The 19853-nt window shown below is 54.4% G+C and carries 15 protein-coding genes; all 15 read left to right on the top strand.

Annotated elements, in window-relative coordinates:
* The first annotated feature begins 11 nt into the window (after positions 1-11).
* Positions 12-1046: a phosphoribosylformylglycinamidine cyclo-ligase gene (purM, locus tag EVJ28_RS09335; protein WP_131488757.1), complete on the top strand. Its 1035-nt coding sequence runs from the start codon at positions 12-14 to the stop codon at positions 1044-1046.
* Positions 1043-1621, top strand: a complete 579-nt coding sequence (gene purN, locus EVJ28_RS09330; RefSeq protein ID WP_071399056.1) for a phosphoribosylglycinamide formyltransferase — start codon at positions 1043-1045, stop codon at positions 1619-1621. Before purM ends, purN begins: the two co-directional genes overlap by 4 nt.
* Positions 1618-3138: a bifunctional phosphoribosylaminoimidazolecarboxamide formyltransferase/IMP cyclohydrolase gene (gene purH / locus EVJ28_RS09325; protein WP_131456674.1), complete on the top strand. Its 1521-nt coding sequence runs from the start codon at positions 1618-1620 to the stop codon at positions 3136-3138. The genes purN and purH overlap by 4 nt, the downstream gene beginning before the upstream one ends.
* A 13-nt stretch (positions 3139-3151) precedes the next feature.
* A complete protein-coding gene (purD, locus tag EVJ28_RS09320) occupies positions 3152-4405 on the top strand; it encodes a phosphoribosylamine--glycine ligase (protein ID WP_131456676.1) in 1254 nt (417 codons plus the stop codon).
* Positions 4406-4505: 100 nt separating this feature from the next.
* Positions 4506-6791, top strand: a complete 2286-nt coding sequence (locus EVJ28_RS09315; RefSeq protein WP_236634112.1) for a bifunctional diguanylate cyclase/phosphodiesterase — start codon at positions 4506-4508, stop codon at positions 6789-6791.
* Positions 6792-6966: 175 nt separating this feature from the next.
* Complete coding sequence (locus tag EVJ28_RS09310) at positions 6967-8709, top strand: adenine deaminase C-terminal domain-containing protein (protein WP_131456679.1); 1743 nt, start codon at positions 6967-6969, stop codon at positions 8707-8709.
* A 67-nt stretch (positions 8710-8776) separates the two neighbouring features.
* On the top strand, positions 8777-9082 hold the full coding sequence (locus tag EVJ28_RS09305) for a YerC/YecD family TrpR-related protein (RefSeq protein ID WP_016509246.1): 306 nt from the start codon (positions 8777-8779) through the stop codon (positions 9080-9082).
* 35 nt (positions 9083-9117) lie between these two features.
* On the top strand, positions 9118-10500 hold the full coding sequence (locus EVJ28_RS09300; RefSeq protein WP_131488755.1) for a TrkH family potassium uptake protein: 1383 nt from the start codon (positions 9118-9120) through the stop codon (positions 10498-10500).
* A gap of 12 nt (positions 10501-10512) precedes the next feature.
* Positions 10513-10746 carry a hypothetical protein gene (locus EVJ28_RS09295; RefSeq protein WP_016509263.1) on the top strand — a complete coding sequence of 78 codons (234 nt, stop codon included), beginning with the start codon at positions 10513-10515 and terminating at the stop codon, positions 10744-10746.
* 90 nt (positions 10747-10836) lie between these two features.
* Positions 10837-11517, top strand: coding sequence for a heptaprenylglyceryl phosphate synthase (gene pcrB, locus EVJ28_RS09290; protein WP_131456683.1), 681 nt, complete (start codon positions 10837-10839; stop codon positions 11515-11517).
* 40 nt (positions 11518-11557) lie between these two features.
* Positions 11558-13774, top strand: coding sequence for a DNA helicase PcrA (gene pcrA, locus EVJ28_RS09285; protein ID WP_131456685.1), 2217 nt, complete (start codon positions 11558-11560; stop codon positions 13772-13774).
* A 9-nt stretch (positions 13775-13783) separates the two neighbouring features.
* Positions 13784-15778, top strand: a complete 1995-nt coding sequence (gene ligA / locus EVJ28_RS09280; RefSeq protein ID WP_131488753.1) for an NAD-dependent DNA ligase LigA — start codon at positions 13784-13786, stop codon at positions 15776-15778.
* Between the two features lie 255 nt (positions 15779-16033).
* Complete coding sequence (locus tag EVJ28_RS09275) at positions 16034-17527, top strand: LPXTG cell wall anchor domain-containing protein (protein WP_131488770.1); 1494 nt, start codon at positions 16034-16036, stop codon at positions 17525-17527.
* Between the two features lie 205 nt (positions 17528-17732).
* Positions 17733-18842: a CamS family sex pheromone protein gene (locus tag EVJ28_RS09270; RefSeq protein ID WP_236634111.1), complete on the top strand. Its 1110-nt coding sequence runs from the start codon at positions 17733-17735 to the stop codon at positions 18840-18842.
* A 140-nt stretch (positions 18843-18982) separates the two neighbouring features.
* Positions 18983-19849, top strand: a complete 867-nt coding sequence (locus EVJ28_RS09265; protein WP_070328816.1) for a DnaJ C-terminal domain-containing protein — start codon at positions 18983-18985, stop codon at positions 19847-19849.
* Positions 19850-19853: the final 4 nt, after the last annotated feature.

Here is a 19853-nt window from a genome sequence, read left to right as displayed (position 1 = left end):
GGGGACTGACGATGAGTTTAAGATATGAACAAGCGGGTGTGAATTTAGAGGCAGGTTATGAAGCGGTGTCACGCATGAAGCGTCACGTCGCACGGACGATGCGTCCAGAAGTGATGACCGGACTTGGCAGTTTCGGGGCGATGATCGATCTCGGCTCGATGCAATTGAAACATCCGATCCTCGTGAGCGGGACGGACGGGGTCGGCACGAAGCTAAAACTCGCGTTCGCGCTCGACCAACATGATACGATTGGAATCGATTGCGTGGCGATGTGTGTCAACGACTGTCTCGTCCACGGAGCCGAACCGCTCTACTTCTTAGACTATATCGCGACCGGAAAAGCGGAACCGGCGAAGCTCGAACGCATTGTCGCGGGTGTGGCCGAAGGCTGCGTCCAAGCAGGGTGTGCCCTCGTCGGCGGCGAGACGGCCGAGATGCCGGGCATGTATCCGGACGGGGAGTACGATATCGCCGGATTTGCCGTCGGTGTCGTCGAGAAAGAGCTACTCATCGATGGACGGACGATCGAAGCGGGGGACATCGTTCTAGGGTTAGCTTCGTCAGGTGTCCATTCGAACGGTTTCTCACTCGTCCGTCACATCGTCGAGGCGCAAGGGCTCGAGTACACGGATGAAATCGCGATGCTCGATACGACGCTCGGGAACGCATTATTGCTACCGACCCGCATCTATTCGGAAGCGGCGAAAGCGGCCATTTCGACCGGACTCGTCCAAGGGATGGCCCACATCACTGGCGGCGGTTTCTATGAGAACGTGCCGCGCATGCTGCCTGAAGGTCTTGGTGTCACGTTTGACGCATCAAGCTGGCCGAGCCTGCCGGTATTCGACTGGCTCGAACAAGTCGGCCACGTGTCGAAGCAAGAGATGTTCAACGTGTTCAATATGGGAATCGGCTTCATGATCACGGTACGTCCCGAAGACGTCGACACGGTACAAGCCGCGCTCGAACGGGTCGGCGAAACGTCGCATCGGATCGGCAAAGTCGAAGCGAAACCAGGCGTCCGGATTATGGGGGTCGACCAGTGAAGCGGTTCGCTATCTTCGCCTCTGGATCTGGGAGCAACGCCGAAGCGATTTGGGAAGCGATTGAGCGCGGCGAGCTGAGTGGACAGTGTATGCTCCTCGTCACGGATAAGCCTGAGGCGAAAGTGCTCGAGCGGGCAGACCGTCATCATATCCAGACGTTCTCATTCGAGCCGAAGGCGTATGCGTCAAAGTCAGAGTTTGAGTGGGAGCTGCTCGTTCTGTTAGAAGCGCTACACGTCGACTATATCGTCTTGGCGGGTTATATGCGTTTAATCGGGGATGTGCTGCTCGCGGCGTATCCGGGTCGGATCATCAACATCCATCCGTCGCTCTTGCCGGCCTTCCCAGGAAAAGACGCAATCGGTCAAGCGCTTGCCGCGAACGTGTCGACGAGCGGTGTCACCGTCCATTACGTCGACGCCGGGATGGACACGGGTCCAATCATCGCGCAAGAAGAAGTCGACATCGCGGGATGTGACCGCATCGAGGCGGCCCACCGGATTCAAGCGATCGAACACCAACTCTATCCACGCGTATTACAACAAGTGTTGAACCAACAGGAGGTTTTCAAGTGAGAGCATTACTGAGTGTGTCAGATAAAACAGGTATCGTCGAACTTGCGCGCGTCTTGCACGAAGCGGGCATCGAACTCATCTCGACAGGCGGGACGGAAGCGGCACTCGTCGCGGCCGGACTGCCCGTGAAAAATATTTCGGAAGTGACATCGTTCCCCGAGATGCTCGACGGACGTGTCAAGACGCTCCATCCGCTCGTCCATGGCGGTCTGCTCGGACGCCGTGATTTAGACTCACACGTCGAACAGATGAAACATCACCACATTGAGCCGATCGACTACGTCGTCGTCAACTTGTATCCGTTCAAAGAGACAATCGCGAAAGAGAACGCGACGTATGAAGAGGCGATTGAAAACATCGATATCGGCGGCCCGAGCATGCTCCGTTCAGCCGCGAAAAACCATGCGAGCGTGACGGTCGTCGTCGACCCGGCCGACTACGGCAACGTTGCCGCAGAGATTCAGAATGGCGGTACGTCGTTTGAGACGCGGCAACGACTCGCTTTGAGGGCGTTCCGTCATACGGCAGCGTACGACGCCTTGATTGCCGACTATTTAGGTCAGCAAATCGGCGAAACGTTCCCAGAACAGCTGACGGTCACGTACGAAAAAGTCCAAGACCTTCGTTACGGGGAGAACCCGCACCAACAGGCGGCGTTCTATAAGACACCGCTCTATGACGGCATGACGCTCGCCGATGCGGTGCAACTGCACGGCAAAGAACTCTCGTATAACAACATCCAAGATACGAACGCGGCGCTCGAGGCGCTCAGCGAGTTGACGGAACCGGCAGCGGTCGTCGTCAAACATATGAATCCATGCGGCGTCGCTGTCGGTCGGACGATCAGCCAAGCGTTCGCTCGCGCCCATGCGGCCGACCCGGTCTCGATTTTCGGCGGCATCGTCGCCCTCAATCGTGAAGTCGACCTCGAGACGGCAGAAGCGCTCCGCAACATCTTCTTAGAGATCGTCATTGCCCCATCCTTTAGCGAGGCAGCACTTGACCGATTGAAAGAGAAAAAGAATTTACGTCTATTGACGCTTGAGATGGGGCAGATGACAGGCATGCGTCTGACGGCAGTCGCGGGCGGTCTCCTCGTCCAAGACGGCGACGATATGACGCTCGACGATGCTTCGTGCCAAATCGTGACCGACCGTCGTCCGACGGCGGCCGAATGGGAAGACTTGAAGCTCGCGTGGCGTGTCGTCAAACACGTGAAATCAAACGCAATCGTCGTGGCGAAAGACGAGACGACGATCGGCATCGGTGCCGGACAGATGAACCGGGTCGGTGCGGCGAAAATCGCTTTCGAACAGGCAGGGGATCGTGCAGTCGGTGCCGCGCTTGGTAGCGACGCGTTCTTCCCGATGGGCGATACGGTCGAAGCTGCAGCTGCAGCCGGCATTACGGCCATCATCCAGCCAGGTGGTTCGATTCGGGACGACGAGTCGATTGAAGCGGCGAACCGTCACGGCATTACGATGGTGTTCACTTCAGTCCGACATTTCAAACATTGAGAGGAGCAAGAGGATGAACGTACTCGTCATTGGCCGCGGCGGCCGTGAACACGCGCTCGCATGGAAGTTGAGACAAGACGGGCATGACGTATTCGTCGCCCCGGGTAACTTGAACATGGACGGTGTGACGTGTGTGCCGATTGAAGAGACGGACGTCACCGCACTCGTCCGCTTCGCAGAGACCGAAGACATCGATTGGACGATCGTCGGTCCTGAGTCAGCGCTCATGGCGGGTGTCGTTGATGCGTTCAACGCGAGCGGACGACGCATCTTTGGACCGACGAAAGCAGCGGCGTTGCTAGAAGGCAGCAAAGCGTTCGCCAAAGAAATCATGCGTGAAGCGAACATCCCGACGGCAGCTTATGAGACGTTCATGGAAGCGGAAGCGGCGCTCGCTTATATTGAGTCAATCGGGGCACCGCTCGTCGTCAAAGCGGACGGTCTCGCAGCCGGTAAAGGGGTCACGGTCGCCTTCTCGCTCGATGAGGCACGTGCGGCGATTCATGACATCTTCACGACCGACAAGTTCGGTGACCAGTCACGCGTCGTCATCGAAGAATTTTTGGACGGGGAAGAGTTTTCACTCATGGCGTTCGTCTCCGGTGAACACGTCATCCCGATGATCACGTCGCAAGACCATAAGCGCGCTTTCGACGGGGACAAAGGACCGAACACGGGCGGGATGGGGGCGTATAGCCCGATGCCGCATTTAGAAGAAGCCGTTTATATGGAGTCGGTGGAGCGTGTGCTCGTCCCGCTCGCGCGGGCGATGGTGGAGCGGGGGACGCCGTTCGAAGGATTCTTATATGCGGGTCTGATTCTGACGGAAGACGGACCGAAAGTGATCGAGTTCAACGCCCGGTTCGGTGACCCGGAAACCGAAGTCATCCTCCCGAACTTGGCATCGCCGCTCCTTGACGTCATCGAGGCGGTCATCGCTAAACGACCGTATGCGATTGAATGGCTTGACGGGTATACGATTGGTGTCGTCGTCGCGGCCGCCGGTTATCCGGAACAAGCAACGACGGGGCAAGTGCTCTCAGGTTTTGAGCGCTTACCGAAAGATGTGCTCGTGTTTCATGCTGGGACGACGCGCGAAGGAAGTCACATCGTCGGGAACGGTGGGCGACTGTTCGTCATCACGTCGACGAAACCGACCTTGCTTGAAGCGAAGACAGCCGTTTACGACGCGCTCGAAAAGTTAACATTACCGCAAACGTTCCATCGTCGAGATATCGGCGGACGGGCGCTGGCGCGGATTTTTTAAAGGATGGGTCAACCCATCTTTTTTTTCATGCGAAAAAAAGGGAATACCGACTTCCTTGCTCTACAATGGTGAAGTAGATTGAAGGAAGAAGGTGGTCGACGTGCGCATTCGGACGAAGCTGATGATTGCGGTTGCCGTGAATATACTCGTGTTTGTCGGTGTCATCTTTTTTGTGATCCGTCCCTACTTTATCGAGAAAAGCATGGAGCAAGACCGTCAAACGGTCGAGAGTCAAATTGCGAGTGTGACCGAGACGCTCGCGAATCGGAAGAGTACGCTTGAACGGACACTCGTCGACTGGGCGGTGTGGAACGACACGTATACGTTCATTCAAAATCAGAACGATTCTTACATAGCAAGCAACATAGATGAGGAGTCGCTCGAAAACTTGAGTGTGCAAGCGATTGTGTACTTGAACCGTGAAGGCGAGGTCCACTATTCGACATTCCGTCAAGAAGACGCTCCGTTGTCTAAAACGGATCGGCAAACAATCATCGCGGAGATTACGAATCGGTTGAGCCTGGGACTAGAAACACAAAACGGTGTATATGACAGCGACTATGGACCGATCCTATACGCCAGTCACCCGATCTTACGGAGTGATAGGAGCGGACCGGCTCAAGGAACGCTCGTCATGCTTGAATTTGTTGACGTGGATTTTTTGGCAGACTTAAGCACCCAGACGAAAATCCCGCTGACGATTCAGCCTGTCGAACATAGTGAGACGAAGATGACGTTCAAAAACGAGGGGACCGAGGTCGTCGTGCCACTTGACACCGTCTTTCAAACGGCAGACTTTGAAGTCGGCTTTATTGTCGAACCGACCCATTACCAGAACACGATCTCGATGCTGAGGCTCGGGATGTTGTCGTTGCTTGCTTTAGCGTTAGGTCTGTTCTTGTCGCTTCTATGGACGATACATCACGTCGTGATTCGGCGGGTGATGGAAATCGTCGATGAGTTGAAACACATCACGGTCGAGCGGGATAGCCGGCTCCGTCTGCGTCGAGATCAACATAGCCGAGACGAGATCGAACAGATGGCGACGAGCATGAACGAAGTGCTCTCGGCACTCGAAGATACGCGGGCAGAAGTGCTCGATCGCGCGTTTCGTGATGCGTTGACGTTGCTGCCGAACCGGCTCGCCCTCGAAGACTATTTTTCGACCGTGAGGGGGAGCCATGAACGGATCGGTGTGATCGGTTTGGACTTAGACGACTTCCGACGTATCAACGACCAGTTCGGTCACCGTACCGGTGATGCCGTCTTGATTTACATCGCGTCGCGTCTGAATTTCTATAAAGAAGCGGGATTTGCAGCCCGGCTCGGTGCGGATGAGTTCATTTTCTTGCACCCAGATTGGACATTCGAAGAATTGAAGCCGATCGCGCGACGGCTGACGAAAGATTTGAAAGACTGGTCCGACGTGAACGGTGTCAAAGGAATGACGGCGACAATCGGTCTCGATGTATTCGCCTGTCGCGAGTCGCATCATACGTACGAAGTCATGATGGGACGTCTCGACGTCGTCATCCATGAGGCCAAACTGTCCGGGAAAAATCGGATCCTATCGTTCCAAGACATCGAGGATGGAAGTCACTATCTCCAGACGCTCGAGATGGAGCGTGACTTACGCTACGCGCTTGAACATGAAGAATTCGAGCTATACTACCAGCCGATTGTGTCCCCGCGCCCGTTCGCTGTCCGCGGGGTCGAGGCGCTCATTCGCTGGAACCATCCGGATAAAGGACAAATTTCACCTGGGCTGTTTATCCCGATTGCGGAGCAGCTGGGACTCATCTCGGACATCGGGCGCTGGGTACTCAGGCAGTCCATATTGGAGATGAAAGAGTACGCAGCCCGCCATCACTTGTTCTTGTCGATCAACGTCTCGAAGCGTCAAATCGCGGACGGTTCGTTCCTTCAGGAGTTAGAGGAAGTGTTGCGTGACACAGGGTTTGACCCGCTCCTGCTCCATGTCGAAATTACGGAGAGCGAGGTCGGGGGCAACTTGTATGAGCTGCAACAGTTCATCCGTTCGCTCAAAGCGATTGGCGTCAAGATCTCACTCGACGACTTCGGTGTCGGCACATCGTCGCTGTCGTTCTTACAATCGCTGCAGCTCGACATCATCAAGATCGATCAAAACTTCGTCAAAGGGATTCCTGAGAACACGTTCGACCGGGCCCTCCTCGAAGGTCTGTACCAGACGTTCCATACGCTCGGGCTCGACATCGTCACCGAAGGGGTCGAACGTCCGGAACAGCTCGCGTTCGTGCTCGAGCATAGCGGTTCATTGATTCAAGGCTACCATTACAGCAAGCCGGTTCCGCTCGCGCAACTGGAGCATTATTTGAAGAACACGGCAACGATGTACGATTGGTGAAGGCGCCTCTGTGAAGAGGCGTCTTTATTATGTGAATTCCGTGTGAATTACGTTACAATTGGCAACATAGCTTGCAGGTGTTTCATAGAAAAGGTAAACTTGAAACAAATGAAAGAAAACGCTTACAATATTATTTTTTGATACTATTGAAGCGATTAAGGGAGGACTGGGTTCGATGCCTTTAAAACGATCGGCGCGGGCACCGTGGTCAAAAGCGATGATTCGCTCACAACTTGAAGTCGTGGATCAATTGCGACCACCTTCGCTCGTATTGACAAACGCCACATACTTAAACGTGTACGTGAAACAGTGGAAACAGGCTAACATATGGATTGAAAACGACCGCATCGTTTACGTCGGACCAGACGTGCCGGATTCGGCCGTCGAGACGGTCGACATGACCGGGAAATATATCGTACCAGGTTACATCGAGCCGCACGCGCATCCGTTCCAACTTTATAATCCGGCGACGCTGTCGAAGTATGCAGGCGAGCGGGGTACGACGACGCTCGTGAACGATAACATGCTTCTTTTTTTACAAGACAAGGAGCAAGCGTTTGCGCAACTCGAGGCGATTCAACAGCTCCCGACGAGCACGTATTGGTGGGCTCGACTCGACACGCAAACCGAGCTCGACCGCGACAGCGTCCTCGTCGACTCGGAGCGCGTCCACGCTTGGTTCAATCATCCTGACGTCGTCATGGCCGGAGAATTGACGGCTTGGCCGCGTACGTTAAAAGGTGACGATGAGATGCTCCAATGGATGCTCGACGCGGAGACGTGCGGTCTCCCGGTCGAAGGACATTTCCCTGGCGCGTCCGCGAAGACGTTGACGAAGATGGCGCTGATGGGTGTTCACAGCGACCATGAGGCGATGACGGCGAACGAGGCGTTATGCCGACTCGAACATGGCTATACGACGACACTCCGCCATTCGTCGATCCGTCCCGATTTGCCGGGCATGATTCGTGGGTTATTGGACGCAGGTCTCGAAGCGTTCGACCACTTGATGGTAACGACGGATGGTTCGACCCCTGGGTTTTATCAGGACGGCCTTCAAGACGCGCTCGTGAAGATTATGATCGAGGCGGGTCTGCCTGCCATCGAGGCGTATCGGATCGTGTCGCTCAACGTGGCGCGGCACTTCGGACTCGATCACGTCCTCGGCTCGATTGCGCCGGGACGGATCGCCCACCTGAACATCCTCGATGCGATCGATGAGCCGCGTCCGTCGGCCGTCATCGCCAAAGGCCAATGGATCTATCGGGATGGGGCCTCGTTCTTCCCGAACGAACTCATCGAGGCGGCGCTCGCGCTCATGCCGGCGACCGACGTCGCGATCGACTTGACGCCAAACGATTTATCGTTCAGCATGCCGGTCGGGCTCGATATGGTCAACTCGGTCATCATGAAGCTGTTTAAAATCACACACGACACCGGCCAAGACGAACTGCCGCGCGACTGCGACGAATCGTTCTTGATGCTGTTAGATAAAGAAGGGAAATGGCGGCTCAATACGGTACTTAAAGGGTTCGCCAACGATTTTGGCGGTCTTGTCAGCTCGTATTCGATCAGCGGAGACTACTTGATCCTCGGGAAGTGTAAACAAGACATGTTGATGGCGTTCGAACGGATGAAAGAGCTCGGCGGCGGGATCGTCCTCGTCGACCGGGGGGAAATCATCGCTGAGATCCCGTTACCGCTTTGCGGGATGACTTCGACAGAGCCGCTCGAACAATTGATTGTCCAAGAACAACGGTTGCGTGCCGAGCTGATCGCCCGCGGCTATCACTTCGAAGACCCGATCTATACGTTGCTGTTCCTGGCGTCGACCCACTTGCCTTACGTCCGGGCGACACCGCTCGGTATATACGAAGTTATGAAAAAACAAATACTATTTCCGGCAATTTTACGATGAACAGTTGAGTCCGAGCCGGTCGTGCTTTAGAATGATAAAGAAGTACGATGAGAGAGGATGCTTGCGGATGCAACTCGATAAATTACGAGGACGAGAGCTCGATCAGCTTTTTGAAGCGATTTTGAAGCTTGACACACTCGAAGACTGTTATCAACTATTCGAAGATTTAGCGACCGTGAACGAAGTGCAGGCGTTGTCCCAACGGTTAGAAGTGGCACGCCAAATTCGTGAAGGTAGCACGTATCATAAAATTGAAGAAGCGACAGGTGCTTCGACGGCCACGATTTCCCGCGTCAAGCGTTGCTTGAATTACGGGTCAGGCGGCTATGATCTTGCCCTTGAACGTCTACAACAATCAGAAGGTGACTCGTAAGAGTCATCTTGTTTTTGATGGAGAGGAGGGGCGAGATGCAAGATAAGTTCATGAAACGAAATTTACAACTGTTTTTCCGGAAGTTGACACCAATCCAGACGCTCGTGTTGATTTATAGCGCCGCGGTCGTCCTAGCCATCGTTTTGTTGGCGCTACCAATTGCGAGGCAACCAGGTGTGACGATTACGTTCACCGACCTCGTCTTCTTCGCGGTCAGTTGCGTCAGTGTCACCGGACTCACCCCGATTGTCGTGACCGATACGTTCTCGACGTTCGGACTGTTCATCATTTTATTCATCGTTCAAGTGAGTGGGGTCGGTTTGATCAGTCTCCACGTCATCATGTGGATCTTGCTCGGGAAACGAATCGGATTCCGCGAGCGCCAGTTGATTTTGCGCGACCAGAACCAGACGTCGATGTCTGGCATCGTCAAATACATCGCGGAAATCGTCATTACCGTTATCGCGATTGAAGCGGTAGGGGCGATCCTGCTCGGGGTCCATTACTTAAACTACTTTGACACGGCCGGAGAGGCGTTCCTGCAAGGCCTGTTCGGTTCGATCAGTGCGACGACTAACGCCGGATTCGATATTACCGGCAGTTCGCTCGCGCCGTTCCGTGAAGATCCGTTCGTCATCTTCACGCAAATCGTGCTCATGACTGGCGGCGCAATCGGCTTCCCGGTGCTCGTCGAGATTCGGACATATTTGACGAACCGGATCAGTCGCAAGAGTGGGAACTTCCCGCGTCGTTTTTCTTTGTTCACGAAGTTGACGGTATCGACGTTCTTCATTTTGATCGCCGTTGGAACGGTCGGTCTGTTCTTGTTCGAATACAATAACGCCTTCAAAGAGTTGCCGCTTTGGCTCGCGCTTTCCGATTCGTTGTTCCAGTCTGTGACGACGCGAAACGGAGGGCTGTCGACGGTCGACGTCAACTTGTTCTCCGAAGGCAGTATGCTGCTCTTATCCATCTTGATGTTCATCGGGGCCTCGCCGTCTTCTGTCGGCGGGGGGATTCGGACGACGACGTTCGCCGTCGCCGTGCTCGGGGTCATCGCGTTCATTCGCGGGGACTCGTCGATCAAGGTGTTCGGACGTGAGATCGTGCTCGAAGATATTTGGAAAGCGTTCGTGATCATCACGGTATCGCTCGCCGTCTTGTTGACGGGGGTCTTAGTGCTCACGTTCTTTGAAGACGCATCGCTCACGCGCATTTTGTTTGAGGCGTGTTCAGCGTTCGGGACGACCGGGCTTTCGGTCGGCCTCTCGTCGGAGTTTAGCAATGTCGGCAAATGGGTGCTCACGATGCTCATGTTCATCGGTCGGATCGGTGTCATCGCCTTCATCTTGCTCTTGCAACGGAGACAACCGAAGCGAATGTACAACTATCCGAAAGAATCGATTATCTTAGGTTAAGGAGATTGTGACATGAAGGCATTTTGGATCAATTTCGGTTACGTGTTCGCTGTTCCAGTGTTGCCGTTTATCGCCGTCGTGAACGGGACGGCGCTTTGTTCGCCGGATTCACCGCTACTCGATATCCCCGTGCTTGGCTTTTTCTTGGCCAACCCGCTCTGGTTCGTCCCGGTCTATGGTTTGTTCGCGCTCCTCGTCGCCAAATGGTTGACGGAGCGCGAGCGTAGCCGGACCGCACGTACATGACTTGCTTCGGCAAGTCTTTTTTTGTCCAACAGATGCAACCTGTCCTAAAAATCGCTACACTAGAGAAGGTATCGAATGGAGGGAAGATGGATGGATTTTCAGACGTGGCGCCATGTGTTTAAACTGGACCCGAACAAAAAGCTCGATGAATCGGCACTTGCCGCGCTCGTCCGTTCAGGTACGGACGCGTTTCTCATCGGTGGTACGGACGGGGTCGATGCGGAGAACACGTTCGCCCTTTACGCACGGCTGCAAGGTTGCGGGATTCCGGTCGCGCTCGAGATGAGTCATCCTGAACACGCCATCCGTGGATTCGATCATTACTTTATCCCGACGGTGTTGAACGCCGGCACCGTCGATTGGGTCGTCGGTCATCAAATGCGGGCTTTCGAACGGTACGGCCATCTGTTTGACTCAAATAACGTGACCGGACAAGGGTATATCGTCTTGAATCCGGAAGCGAAAGTGGCCGCTGTGACCGGGGCGAGAGCAACGTTGACGCTTGAAGAAGTCGTCGCCTACGCCGAAACAGGTCATCATCTGTTCCGTCTCCCGTCGCTTTATCTCGAATATAGCGGCACGCTCGGTTCACCTGACGTCGTCAAAGAAGTGAAGCTGGCTTTACCCAATGCCCACGTGTTTTATGGGGGCGGCATCGACGGGAGCGACACGGCCCGGATGATGGCCGAATACGCCGACACGATCGTCGTCGGCAACATCATTTACGACAATCTCGAAGGGGCGCTTGCGACTGTGCAAGTAGTCCGTTAAAATAAGAACAAATGTTTGGAAATAAGGAAGGATACCCCCTATGTATAACTTAAGCGAAGAATTAGTCAAAGGCATGAACCCGCCACAAGCAGAAGCGGTCAAATATACAGACGGTCCGCTCTTGATCATGGCTGGTGCCGGATCAGGTAAGACACGTGTGTTGACGCATCGCGTCGCCTATTTGATGGCGTCGAAACAAATCGCGCCATGGAATATTCTCGCGATCACGTTCACGAACAAAGCAGCCCGTGAGATGAAAGACCGGATTGCCCGTCTCGTCGGCGGCGTGGCAGACGACATTTGGATTTCGACGTTCCACTCGATGTGTGTGCGCATCTTGCGCCGCGACATCGACCGGATCCGTTACGACCGTAACTTCTCGATTTTGGATTCGTCCGATCAGCTCACGGCGATCAAGCAAGTGCTCAAAGAGTTGAACCTCGATCCGAAGAAGTACGAGCCCCGGACGTTACTCGGGATGATCTCGAACCATAAAAATGAACTGCGCACAGCGAAAGACGCGGCCGGACTCGTCGGCAACAATCCGTACGAAAAAGTCATCTCGGACGTCTACACGGCGTATGAGAAGAAGCTGAAACACAACAACGTCCTCGACTTCGATGACCTCATCATGAAAGCGATCCAGTTATTCGAAGAAGCCCCGGACGTGCTCGCATTCTATCAGAAGAAGTTCCAATACATCCACGTCGATGAATATCAAGATACGAACCGGGCCCAGTATACGCTCGTCAAGATGCTCGCGGCCGCTCACGAGAACCTATGTGTCGTCGGTGACTCGGACCAGTCGATCTATCGCTGGCGCGGGGCCGACATCGCCAACATTTTGACGTTCGAGAAAGACTATCCGAGCGCGCACGTCATCTTGCTCGAACAGAACTATCGGTCGACGAAACGGATTCTAGAAGCGGCGAACGGGGTCATTAAAAACAACTCGACCCGTAAAGACAAAAACTTATGGACCGATAACGACGAGGGAGAGAAACTGCTCATCCACGTCGCCTCGGACGACCGGGACGAAGCGTTCTTCATCATCAACGAGATGAAAGAACTGCGCCAAGAAGGCATCGAATACGGCCAGATGGCCGTCTTATATCGGACGAACGCCCAGTCGCGTGGTCTCGAGGAAACGTTGCTCAAGTCGAACATCCCATACAAGATGGTCGGCGGCACGAAGTTCTATGAGCGTAAAGAAATTAAAGACATCCTGTCGTACTTGCGCTTGATCGCCAATCCGGACGAGGACCTCTCGTTCGTCCGCGTCGTCAACGAACCGAAACGCGGCATCGGCGCGGCGACGGTCGATAAGCTCGGCGACTTCGCCGGTATGCAAGGCGTCTCGCTCATGGAAGCGATTCGCGACATCGAACTGTCGGGTATCGCGCCGCGAGCGGCGACGAAGCTGACCGAGTTCCGCCAGCTTATGATCGACCTTCGGCAAATGGCAGACTATTTGTCGATCTCTGAACTGATTGAAGAAGTACTGAAGAAGTCAGGCTATGAAGAGATGCTTAAAATCGAGAAGACGCTCGAAGCCGAGAGCCGCCTCGAGAACTTACAAGAATTTCTCTCCGTCGCTCAAAACTTTGAGAAGGAGAGCGAAGAGCAGACGCTCGTCGCCTTCTTGACCGATTTGACGCTCGTCTCAGACCTTGACTCGCTTGAAGAAGTCGATGAGTTGCATCAAGTGACGCTCATGACACTTCACTCGGCGAAAGGGCTCGAGTTCCCGGTCGTCTTCTTGATCGGGATGGAAGAAGGGCTGTTCCCGCACAGCCGTTCGTTGAATGACCCGGAAGAGATGGAAGAAGAACGCCGTCTCGCCTACGTCGGCATCACCCGTGCCGAGAAGCGCCTTTATTTGACACGGGCTCAGTCGCGCATGTTGTACGGACGGTTCCAAAACAATCCGGAATCCCGTTTCTTGCACGAGTTGCCGGAAACGCTGCTCGAACGTTCGGGCAAAGCGAAAAAAGCGATGCCGTGGAATCCGGTCGAATCACCTGGGAAGTTGCCAGTCAATGGGTTCAGCTCGAAACCGAAGCCAAAAGTCGCTCAATCGTCAGGTGCCGAGTCGATAAGCTGGCAAGTCGGGGATAAAGCGAATCATAAAAAATGGGGACAAGGGACGGTCGTTCAGACACGTAGCGAGGGCGATCAGCTCGAACTTGATATCGCCTTCCCGCAAGTCGGCATTAAACGCCTGCTCGCCAAATTTGCCCCGATCGAAAAAGCGTGAGGTGATCGTATGGAGATGACAGAACACGTCGAAACGTTACGACAAAAGTTGAACCAATACGGCTATGAATATTATGTGCTTGACCGGCCGAGCGTCCCGGACGCCGAGTACGACCGGCTCATGAACGAGTTGATTCAAATCGAGACGGACTATCCGGAGCTTAGGAGCCCGGATTCGCCGACGCAACGCGTCGGCGGCGCCCCGCTCGATGCGTTCGTGAAAGTGACGCACGATACCCCGATGCTCTCGCTCGGCAACGTGTTCTCGAAAGACGATTTGATCGAGTGGGTCGAGCGGATTGAAAAAGATCTTGGCTATGCCCCGTTGTTCGTCGCCGAGCTGAAGTTCGACGGTCTTGCCGTCTCGCTCAAATACGAGGACGGTCGCCTCAAGCGCGGGGCGACGCGTGGAGACGGGACGACAGGCGAAGACATCACGCAAAACTTGAAGACGATTCGCACGATCCCGCTCCGTCTGAATGAGGATGTGACGTTCGAAGTGCGCGGCGAGGCGTATATGCCGAAACGTTCGTTCGAACACTTGAACGACGAGCGGGAACGCCTTGGGGAGCCGTTGTTCGCCAATCCGCGTAATGCGGCCGCGGGGTCCCTGCGTCAGCTCGATTCGAAGATCGCGTCGTCACGAAATCTCGCCTTCTTCGCGTATGGGCTCGTCTCAAACGATGAGCTCGTCGCGTCACATGATGAGTCGCTCGAATACTTGAAGCGTCTCGGGATCGCCGTGAGCGGGGAATATACGACATGTCGGACAGCGGACGAGCTGTGGGACTATATCGAGATGTACGTGACGAAACGTTCAGAACTTCCGTATGAGATTGACGGGATCGTCATCAAAGTCGCGGCTTACGAAGAACAAGAACAGCTCGGTTTTACGGCCAAGAGCCCGCGCTGGGCCGTCGCCTATAAATTCCCGGCCGAAGAAGTCGTCACGACGATCGAAGACGTCGATTTCAGTGTCGGACGGACGGGGAAAGTGACGCCGCGGGCCCGGTTCGCGCCGGTCGCGGTCGCGGGATCGACCGTGACGTACGCGACACTCCATAACGAAGACTTCATCAAAGAGAAAGACCTTCGGATCAACGACCGAGTCGTCATTAAAAAGGCAGGGGACGTCATTCCGGCCGTCGTGTCCGCGCTCGTCAGCGAACGGACCGGGAACGAGGCAGAAATCGTTTTCCCGACCCGGTGCCCGGCTTGTGAGTCCGAACTCGTCCGCTTAGACGGTGAGGCGGATCATCGCTGCGTCAACCCGGAATGTCCGGCCCAACTGCTCGAAGGGCTGATTCATTTCGTGTCGCGACCAGCGATGAATATCGACGGTCTCGGTGAAAAAGTCATCACCCAGCTTCATGCGGCTGGCCTCGTCCATAACGTCGCCGATTTGTACGTCCTCGAGCGAGAAGCGCTCCTTGATTTAGAACGGATGGGTGAGACGTCAGTGACGAACTTGCTTGCCGCAATCGAACAATCGAAACAGAATTCGCTTGAACGGGTGTTGTTCGCCCTCGGGATTCGTCTCGTCGGTCAGAAAGCGGCCTCACTCATCGCGGAGCGGTTCGAGACGATGGACGCGATTATGGACGCCTCGGTTGAAGCGTTGATCGGGATTGACGGGATCGGGACGAAGATGGCGGAATCGATCGTTCTTTACTTCGAGAAGCCTGAGGCGCGTGAACTCGTCCGCGAACTCGATACGGCCGGTGTCAACTTGACGTTCAAAGGAGTGAAGCGGTCCGTCGCCGCCGACGCCCCGCTCGCTGGTAAGACGGTCGTCTTGACCGGGAAGTTGTATGAGATGACACGCGGTGAGGCGGGAAAACGATTAGAACTCCTCGGCGCGAGCGTGACCGGAAGTGTCAGTAAGAACACCGATCTCCTCGTCGCTGGCGAGAAGGCAGGTTCAAAACTGTCGAAAGCCGAAGCGCTCGGTGTCGAAGTATGGGATGAATCGAAACTGCTCGCCTTTTTAGCGGAACACGTCTGAACGGAAGACCCTCAAAGAAGCGAGGGTCTTTTTTCATTGACCTAATTTATAAAAATCTCAGTATATGGACGGATTCACTAAAGTGGTGGACGGGTAATGAATAGTAACAACAAAATTGTAAAATATTTCTGCAACCGAGGTACTCTTGACACCACGACTCGCGCACACTCACCCTCTATCTCCTCTCCGTGCCAGAGCGCTGTCGTCGGGACATTTTGTCACTGATGGACATACATCTTAGAGGAGGGGACCACCATGCGTAGCGCCACCAAACGGTTCACGGCATTCATCACGTTATTCGTTTTACTCATCGGCATGTGGGCACCAAACGTTCTTTATGCAAGCGACACGACGGAAACGAGCACGCTGTACGTCCAAGTCGATCTCACCGCTGAAGAGCAAGCGACACTAGACGAAGCTAGTCTTGTCTATGCCGATATTACGTATTATGGGGTTCGCGAGACCGCGGACGTCTGGCGTTTTATCGTGGACGTTCAAGCAGTCGAGACGTCCTTGATTGATCAAGTCACGTTATATAACGAGGAAGGCGTACCGTACTCGTTTACGCCAGCATCGATTACAGCTGAGCTACCGATTGAAGAGCTACCGATTGAAGAGCCAGCGCTCGAGGTGACAGAACCTGGTGTCACAGACGAGAGCAGTGAACCAATGAGCGAAGTGGCAGAACCTGGTGTCACCGACGAGAGCAGTGAACCAGTGAGCGAAGTGACAGAACCGGCAACCGAAGCGCCGATGACCGAAGAAGTGGCAGCAACGACGGTCGAACCAGCGGTCGCAATCGGACTTGAAGTCGGCAAAGAGGCGAACATCGACCAAGCCGTCGTCGGAGGGAGCATCCCTTATACGTTCGTCATCGAGAACACGGGCGATGCGACGTTGACGATCACGTCGATTGAAGACGAGTTTTTCAGCGGTGGGATTCAAGACGATGCCATCACTGCTTTCAACGAGGAAGTACGCAGCAAGTTGACGGCGCTCATCGGTGACGATGGTCTCGCTTCCGGCGAACGCGTCGAAACGACTGTAATTCTCGATGTGCCGAGCGACTACGACCAAGTGATGCATCCTGAAGTTGGGAACATCTTCCGTGTCGCTGCGACAGATGAATCGGGTCGTGTCGTCAACGCCGAAAGTCAGCAAATCGTTTTGCTCAACCGGCTCGATTTCACGGTCACGAAAGTCGCGAACCCGCAAACGGTTCATCCGGGCGAGACGATCCTCTATACGTACACGCTCACGAATACGTCGAACGTCACCCTTTACTTCGTCGACGTGGTGGAAGAGTGGACGAGCGGCGCTTTGACAGCGAAAGAACAACGCGAGACGACAGAGGTGCTCCGCGACGGGATGCGAGCGCTCGCTGAAGTCGAGAACGGATTGATTCCGGGCGAGGAAGTCGTGCTCGAACTAGAAAAAGTGTTGCTGCCGTCATACGATGTTCGAGCCGGGGGGATTTTGACGAACCGGGTCACGTTCACGTTTGAAGTCAACGAGGCAGCTCGCGTCTCCCGGGCGGCGGAAACGACAGTCCACGTCAAACAAGCGATTCCGGAACGGGAAGACGAGGAAGCATACGTACCAGAACCGATCACGCCCGTGTCACCTGAGCAAGGCACATTGCCAATGACCGGCACGACCGAGACGTGGGCTACTGTGATTGGCCTCGTCTTGATCGTACTCGGCCTATTGTTCTTCACACACCGGCGCCGGCCGTCTTCAAAAACTTGATCATACGTCCTTCGATGAAAGTCGAGGGACGTATTTTTGTGATTCTCGACTGATTCCGCTTCGACACTTTTTTCAACAGACGATTTTGTTATAATGGACGAAGTGTATAACGAATTGATTCGTCAAAGGAGTTTGGACATAGATGAAATGGAAACAAATAATAATCCCCGCCCTCGCCGCGACGGTATTTCTCGGTGGGTGTTCAATGAAAATTCCGATGGGGGAAGAAGAAGTGACGCCGACCGGGAACGAGACGACGTCAGAAGGTGTCACACAAGCGATTGAAGCGCGTGACTCGTATTACCAGATGATAATTCCATTCAAGCCGGCCGCAGCGCGCGGGCTCGCCCAACGCCAAGTCAGCTCATCGCTCGAACTAGAAGAAGTCGAGCTTGGTCTCATGCGTCATTCGACCGGCGCGTTCGCGCCTGAACAATACGTTTATCAAGAAGGTCAATTATTGAAGGCTGAAGACGTCTCTCGTCTGCTCGGACGAAAAGATAAAACGTCTGAAGGTCTGACACCGCTCAACCCGGCCTATGCGAACGGGACGGCAGAAGTGGCAGATGCCAAGTTCGTCGAAGAAAACAAGAAGTCGCCGCTCTATTTGGCGTCGCTCGTCGAACAAAACTATATGACAAAGACGGATAGCGGATATCAACTCGACGGTGTCTCATTCGCCCTCATTTTGAACCGCGAGTACGTCTTCCAGGCCCCGAACTTCGGTCCGACCTACACGGAAAAGTTAGATGCGAAAAAAGTCATCGCAGAAGGGGAACGGATGGCAAATGAACTCGTCGCACAACTGCGGAAGCGTGAAGACTTTAAGGGTCTTGACATTAACGTCGCCCTATACATGAAGTCGGCGCAAGGGTCACCGACACCGGGCAATTATGTCAAGTCAGCGTTCGTCGGGGAAGGTGCGGAAGTGGCCGCGTCTGATTGGAAAGCAATCGACGAGAAGTACTACTACTTCCCATCGAATACGGCGACGACCGAAGTGCGTGATGACGCACAGAAGTTCACGTTGTTTAGCGACCGAATCGCTGATGTCTTCCCTGACTTCAGCGGCATGATCGGTAAAGGATTCTATCAGAACGGTGACTTGTCACGCATCGAGATCGACATCCCGATCCAATTCTACAGCCGGGCCGAACTCGTCGGTTTCACGCAACACGTCGTCGGTTTGCTTGAGAACCGTTGGGAATACAATCGGAACGTCCCGGTCCGTATCAATGTCACCTCACTCGGTGGCACACAAGAAGTGACGATCGTGTTCGAAGAAGGCATGGCTACACCGAAAGTTTACTTTTAACAGAAGAGGTGCTTCGTAATGAAACGAAGCGCCTCTTTTTTTCGTATGTATTGTAACGAGGAAAATCTTTGACCTTCTTTGACCAAATCGGTAGAATAGACTTAACAGAAACGGGAAAGAATAAGGTGAGGTGAATCGAGATGACGAAAAACTACTATGACGTGCTTGGCGTGTCGAAACAGGCATCCGACCAAGACATTAAGCGAGCTTATCGAAAATTAGCGAAACAATATCATCCGGATGTGAATAAAGAGCCGGGGGCACAAGATCAGTTCAAAGCAATCCAAGAAGCGTTCGATGTGTTGAGCGACCCCGACAAGAAAGCGAATTATGACCGTTACGGCAGTCCGGAAGGCCCGACGTTCGGTCAAGGGACGTATGACGGTGACGGATACGGGGAAGGTTCGGCGCAATTTGAAGACTTGTTCCGTCAGTTCGGTGGCGGATCACGCACGACGTCGCGGACGTTCGGATTCGACGACATGTTCGGAAGTTTCTTCAACCAAGCGGTAGAAGAAGACTTAGATGAGACGGTCCGGGTCAACGTGCCGCTCAGCCAGTTGACGAGTGATTCGAAAGTGAGTTTGCGCCTGCAAACGGGTACGGTCAACGTGAAGATTCCGCAAGGCGCCCATGAGGGCCAGAAACTTCGACTGAAAGGCAAGAGTAGCAAAGTCGGTCAATCAGGCGACCGGGGCGATGTGTACGTCGAACTCCATTTCACCGATGACGAGACGTATCGACGAGAAGGAGCGAACGTCATCACCGTCAAACGGTTGCGGCCACTCGCTTTCCTAGACGGTACCGAAGTCGTCGTGGCGACGCTCGACGGCGGCCGCGTCAAGCTTAAAGTCAAACCGGGCTCACGTCCGGGCCAGCGGATGCGGATTCCGGGTCGTGGTTTCATGACCGCTTCAAAAGTCCGGTCCGACTTGTTCATCCAACTCGAGGTCGACTTGCCGCTCGACGCCGCCCACCGGTCTGTTTATGAACAACTAGAACGCTGAGCAT

The sequence above is a fragment of the Exiguobacterium sp. SH3S3 genome (genome assembly GCF_004337115.1).
Lineage (GTDB): Bacteria > Bacillota > Bacilli > Exiguobacteriales > Exiguobacteriaceae > Exiguobacterium > Exiguobacterium aurantiacum_A.
Note: the sequence above shows the minus strand (reverse complement) of the source record. Positions and strands in the feature narration are given on the sequence as shown.

Bases quoted from the DNA above. Each gene is read 5' to 3' on its own strand.
- EVJ28_RS09270 (WP_236634111.1), top strand. From the start codon at position 17,733: ATGAAAATTCCGATGGGGGAAGAAGAAGTGACGCCGACCGGGAACGAG.
- ligA (WP_131488753.1), top strand. From the start codon at position 13,784: ATGGAGATGACAGAACACGTCGAAACGTTACGACAAAAGTTGAACCAA.
- pcrA (WP_131456685.1), top strand. From the start codon at position 11,558: ATGTATAACTTAAGCGAAGAATTAGTCAAAGGCATGAACCCGCCACAA.
- EVJ28_RS09300 (WP_131488755.1), top strand. From the start codon at position 9,118: ATGCAAGATAAGTTCATGAAACGAAATTTACAACTGTTTTTCCGGAAG.
- EVJ28_RS09305 (WP_016509246.1), top strand. From the start codon at position 8,777: ATGCAACTCGATAAATTACGAGGACGAGAGCTCGATCAGCTTTTTGAA.
- purM (WP_131488757.1), top strand. From the start codon at position 12: ATGAGTTTAAGATATGAACAAGCGGGTGTGAATTTAGAGGCAGGTTAT.
- EVJ28_RS09275 (WP_131488770.1), top strand. From the start codon at position 16,034: ATGCGTAGCGCCACCAAACGGTTCACGGCATTCATCACGTTATTCGTT.
- EVJ28_RS09265 (WP_070328816.1), top strand. From the start codon at position 18,983: ATGACGAAAAACTACTATGACGTGCTTGGCGTGTCGAAACAGGCATCC.
- pcrB (WP_131456683.1), top strand. From the start codon at position 10,837: ATGGATTTTCAGACGTGGCGCCATGTGTTTAAACTGGACCCGAACAAA.
- EVJ28_RS09310 (WP_131456679.1), top strand. From the start codon at position 6,967: ATGCCTTTAAAACGATCGGCGCGGGCACCGTGGTCAAAAGCGATGATT.
- purD (WP_131456676.1), top strand. From the start codon at position 3,152: ATGAACGTACTCGTCATTGGCCGCGGCGGCCGTGAACACGCGCTCGCA.
- EVJ28_RS09295 (WP_016509263.1), top strand. From the start codon at position 10,513: ATGAAGGCATTTTGGATCAATTTCGGTTACGTGTTCGCTGTTCCAGTG.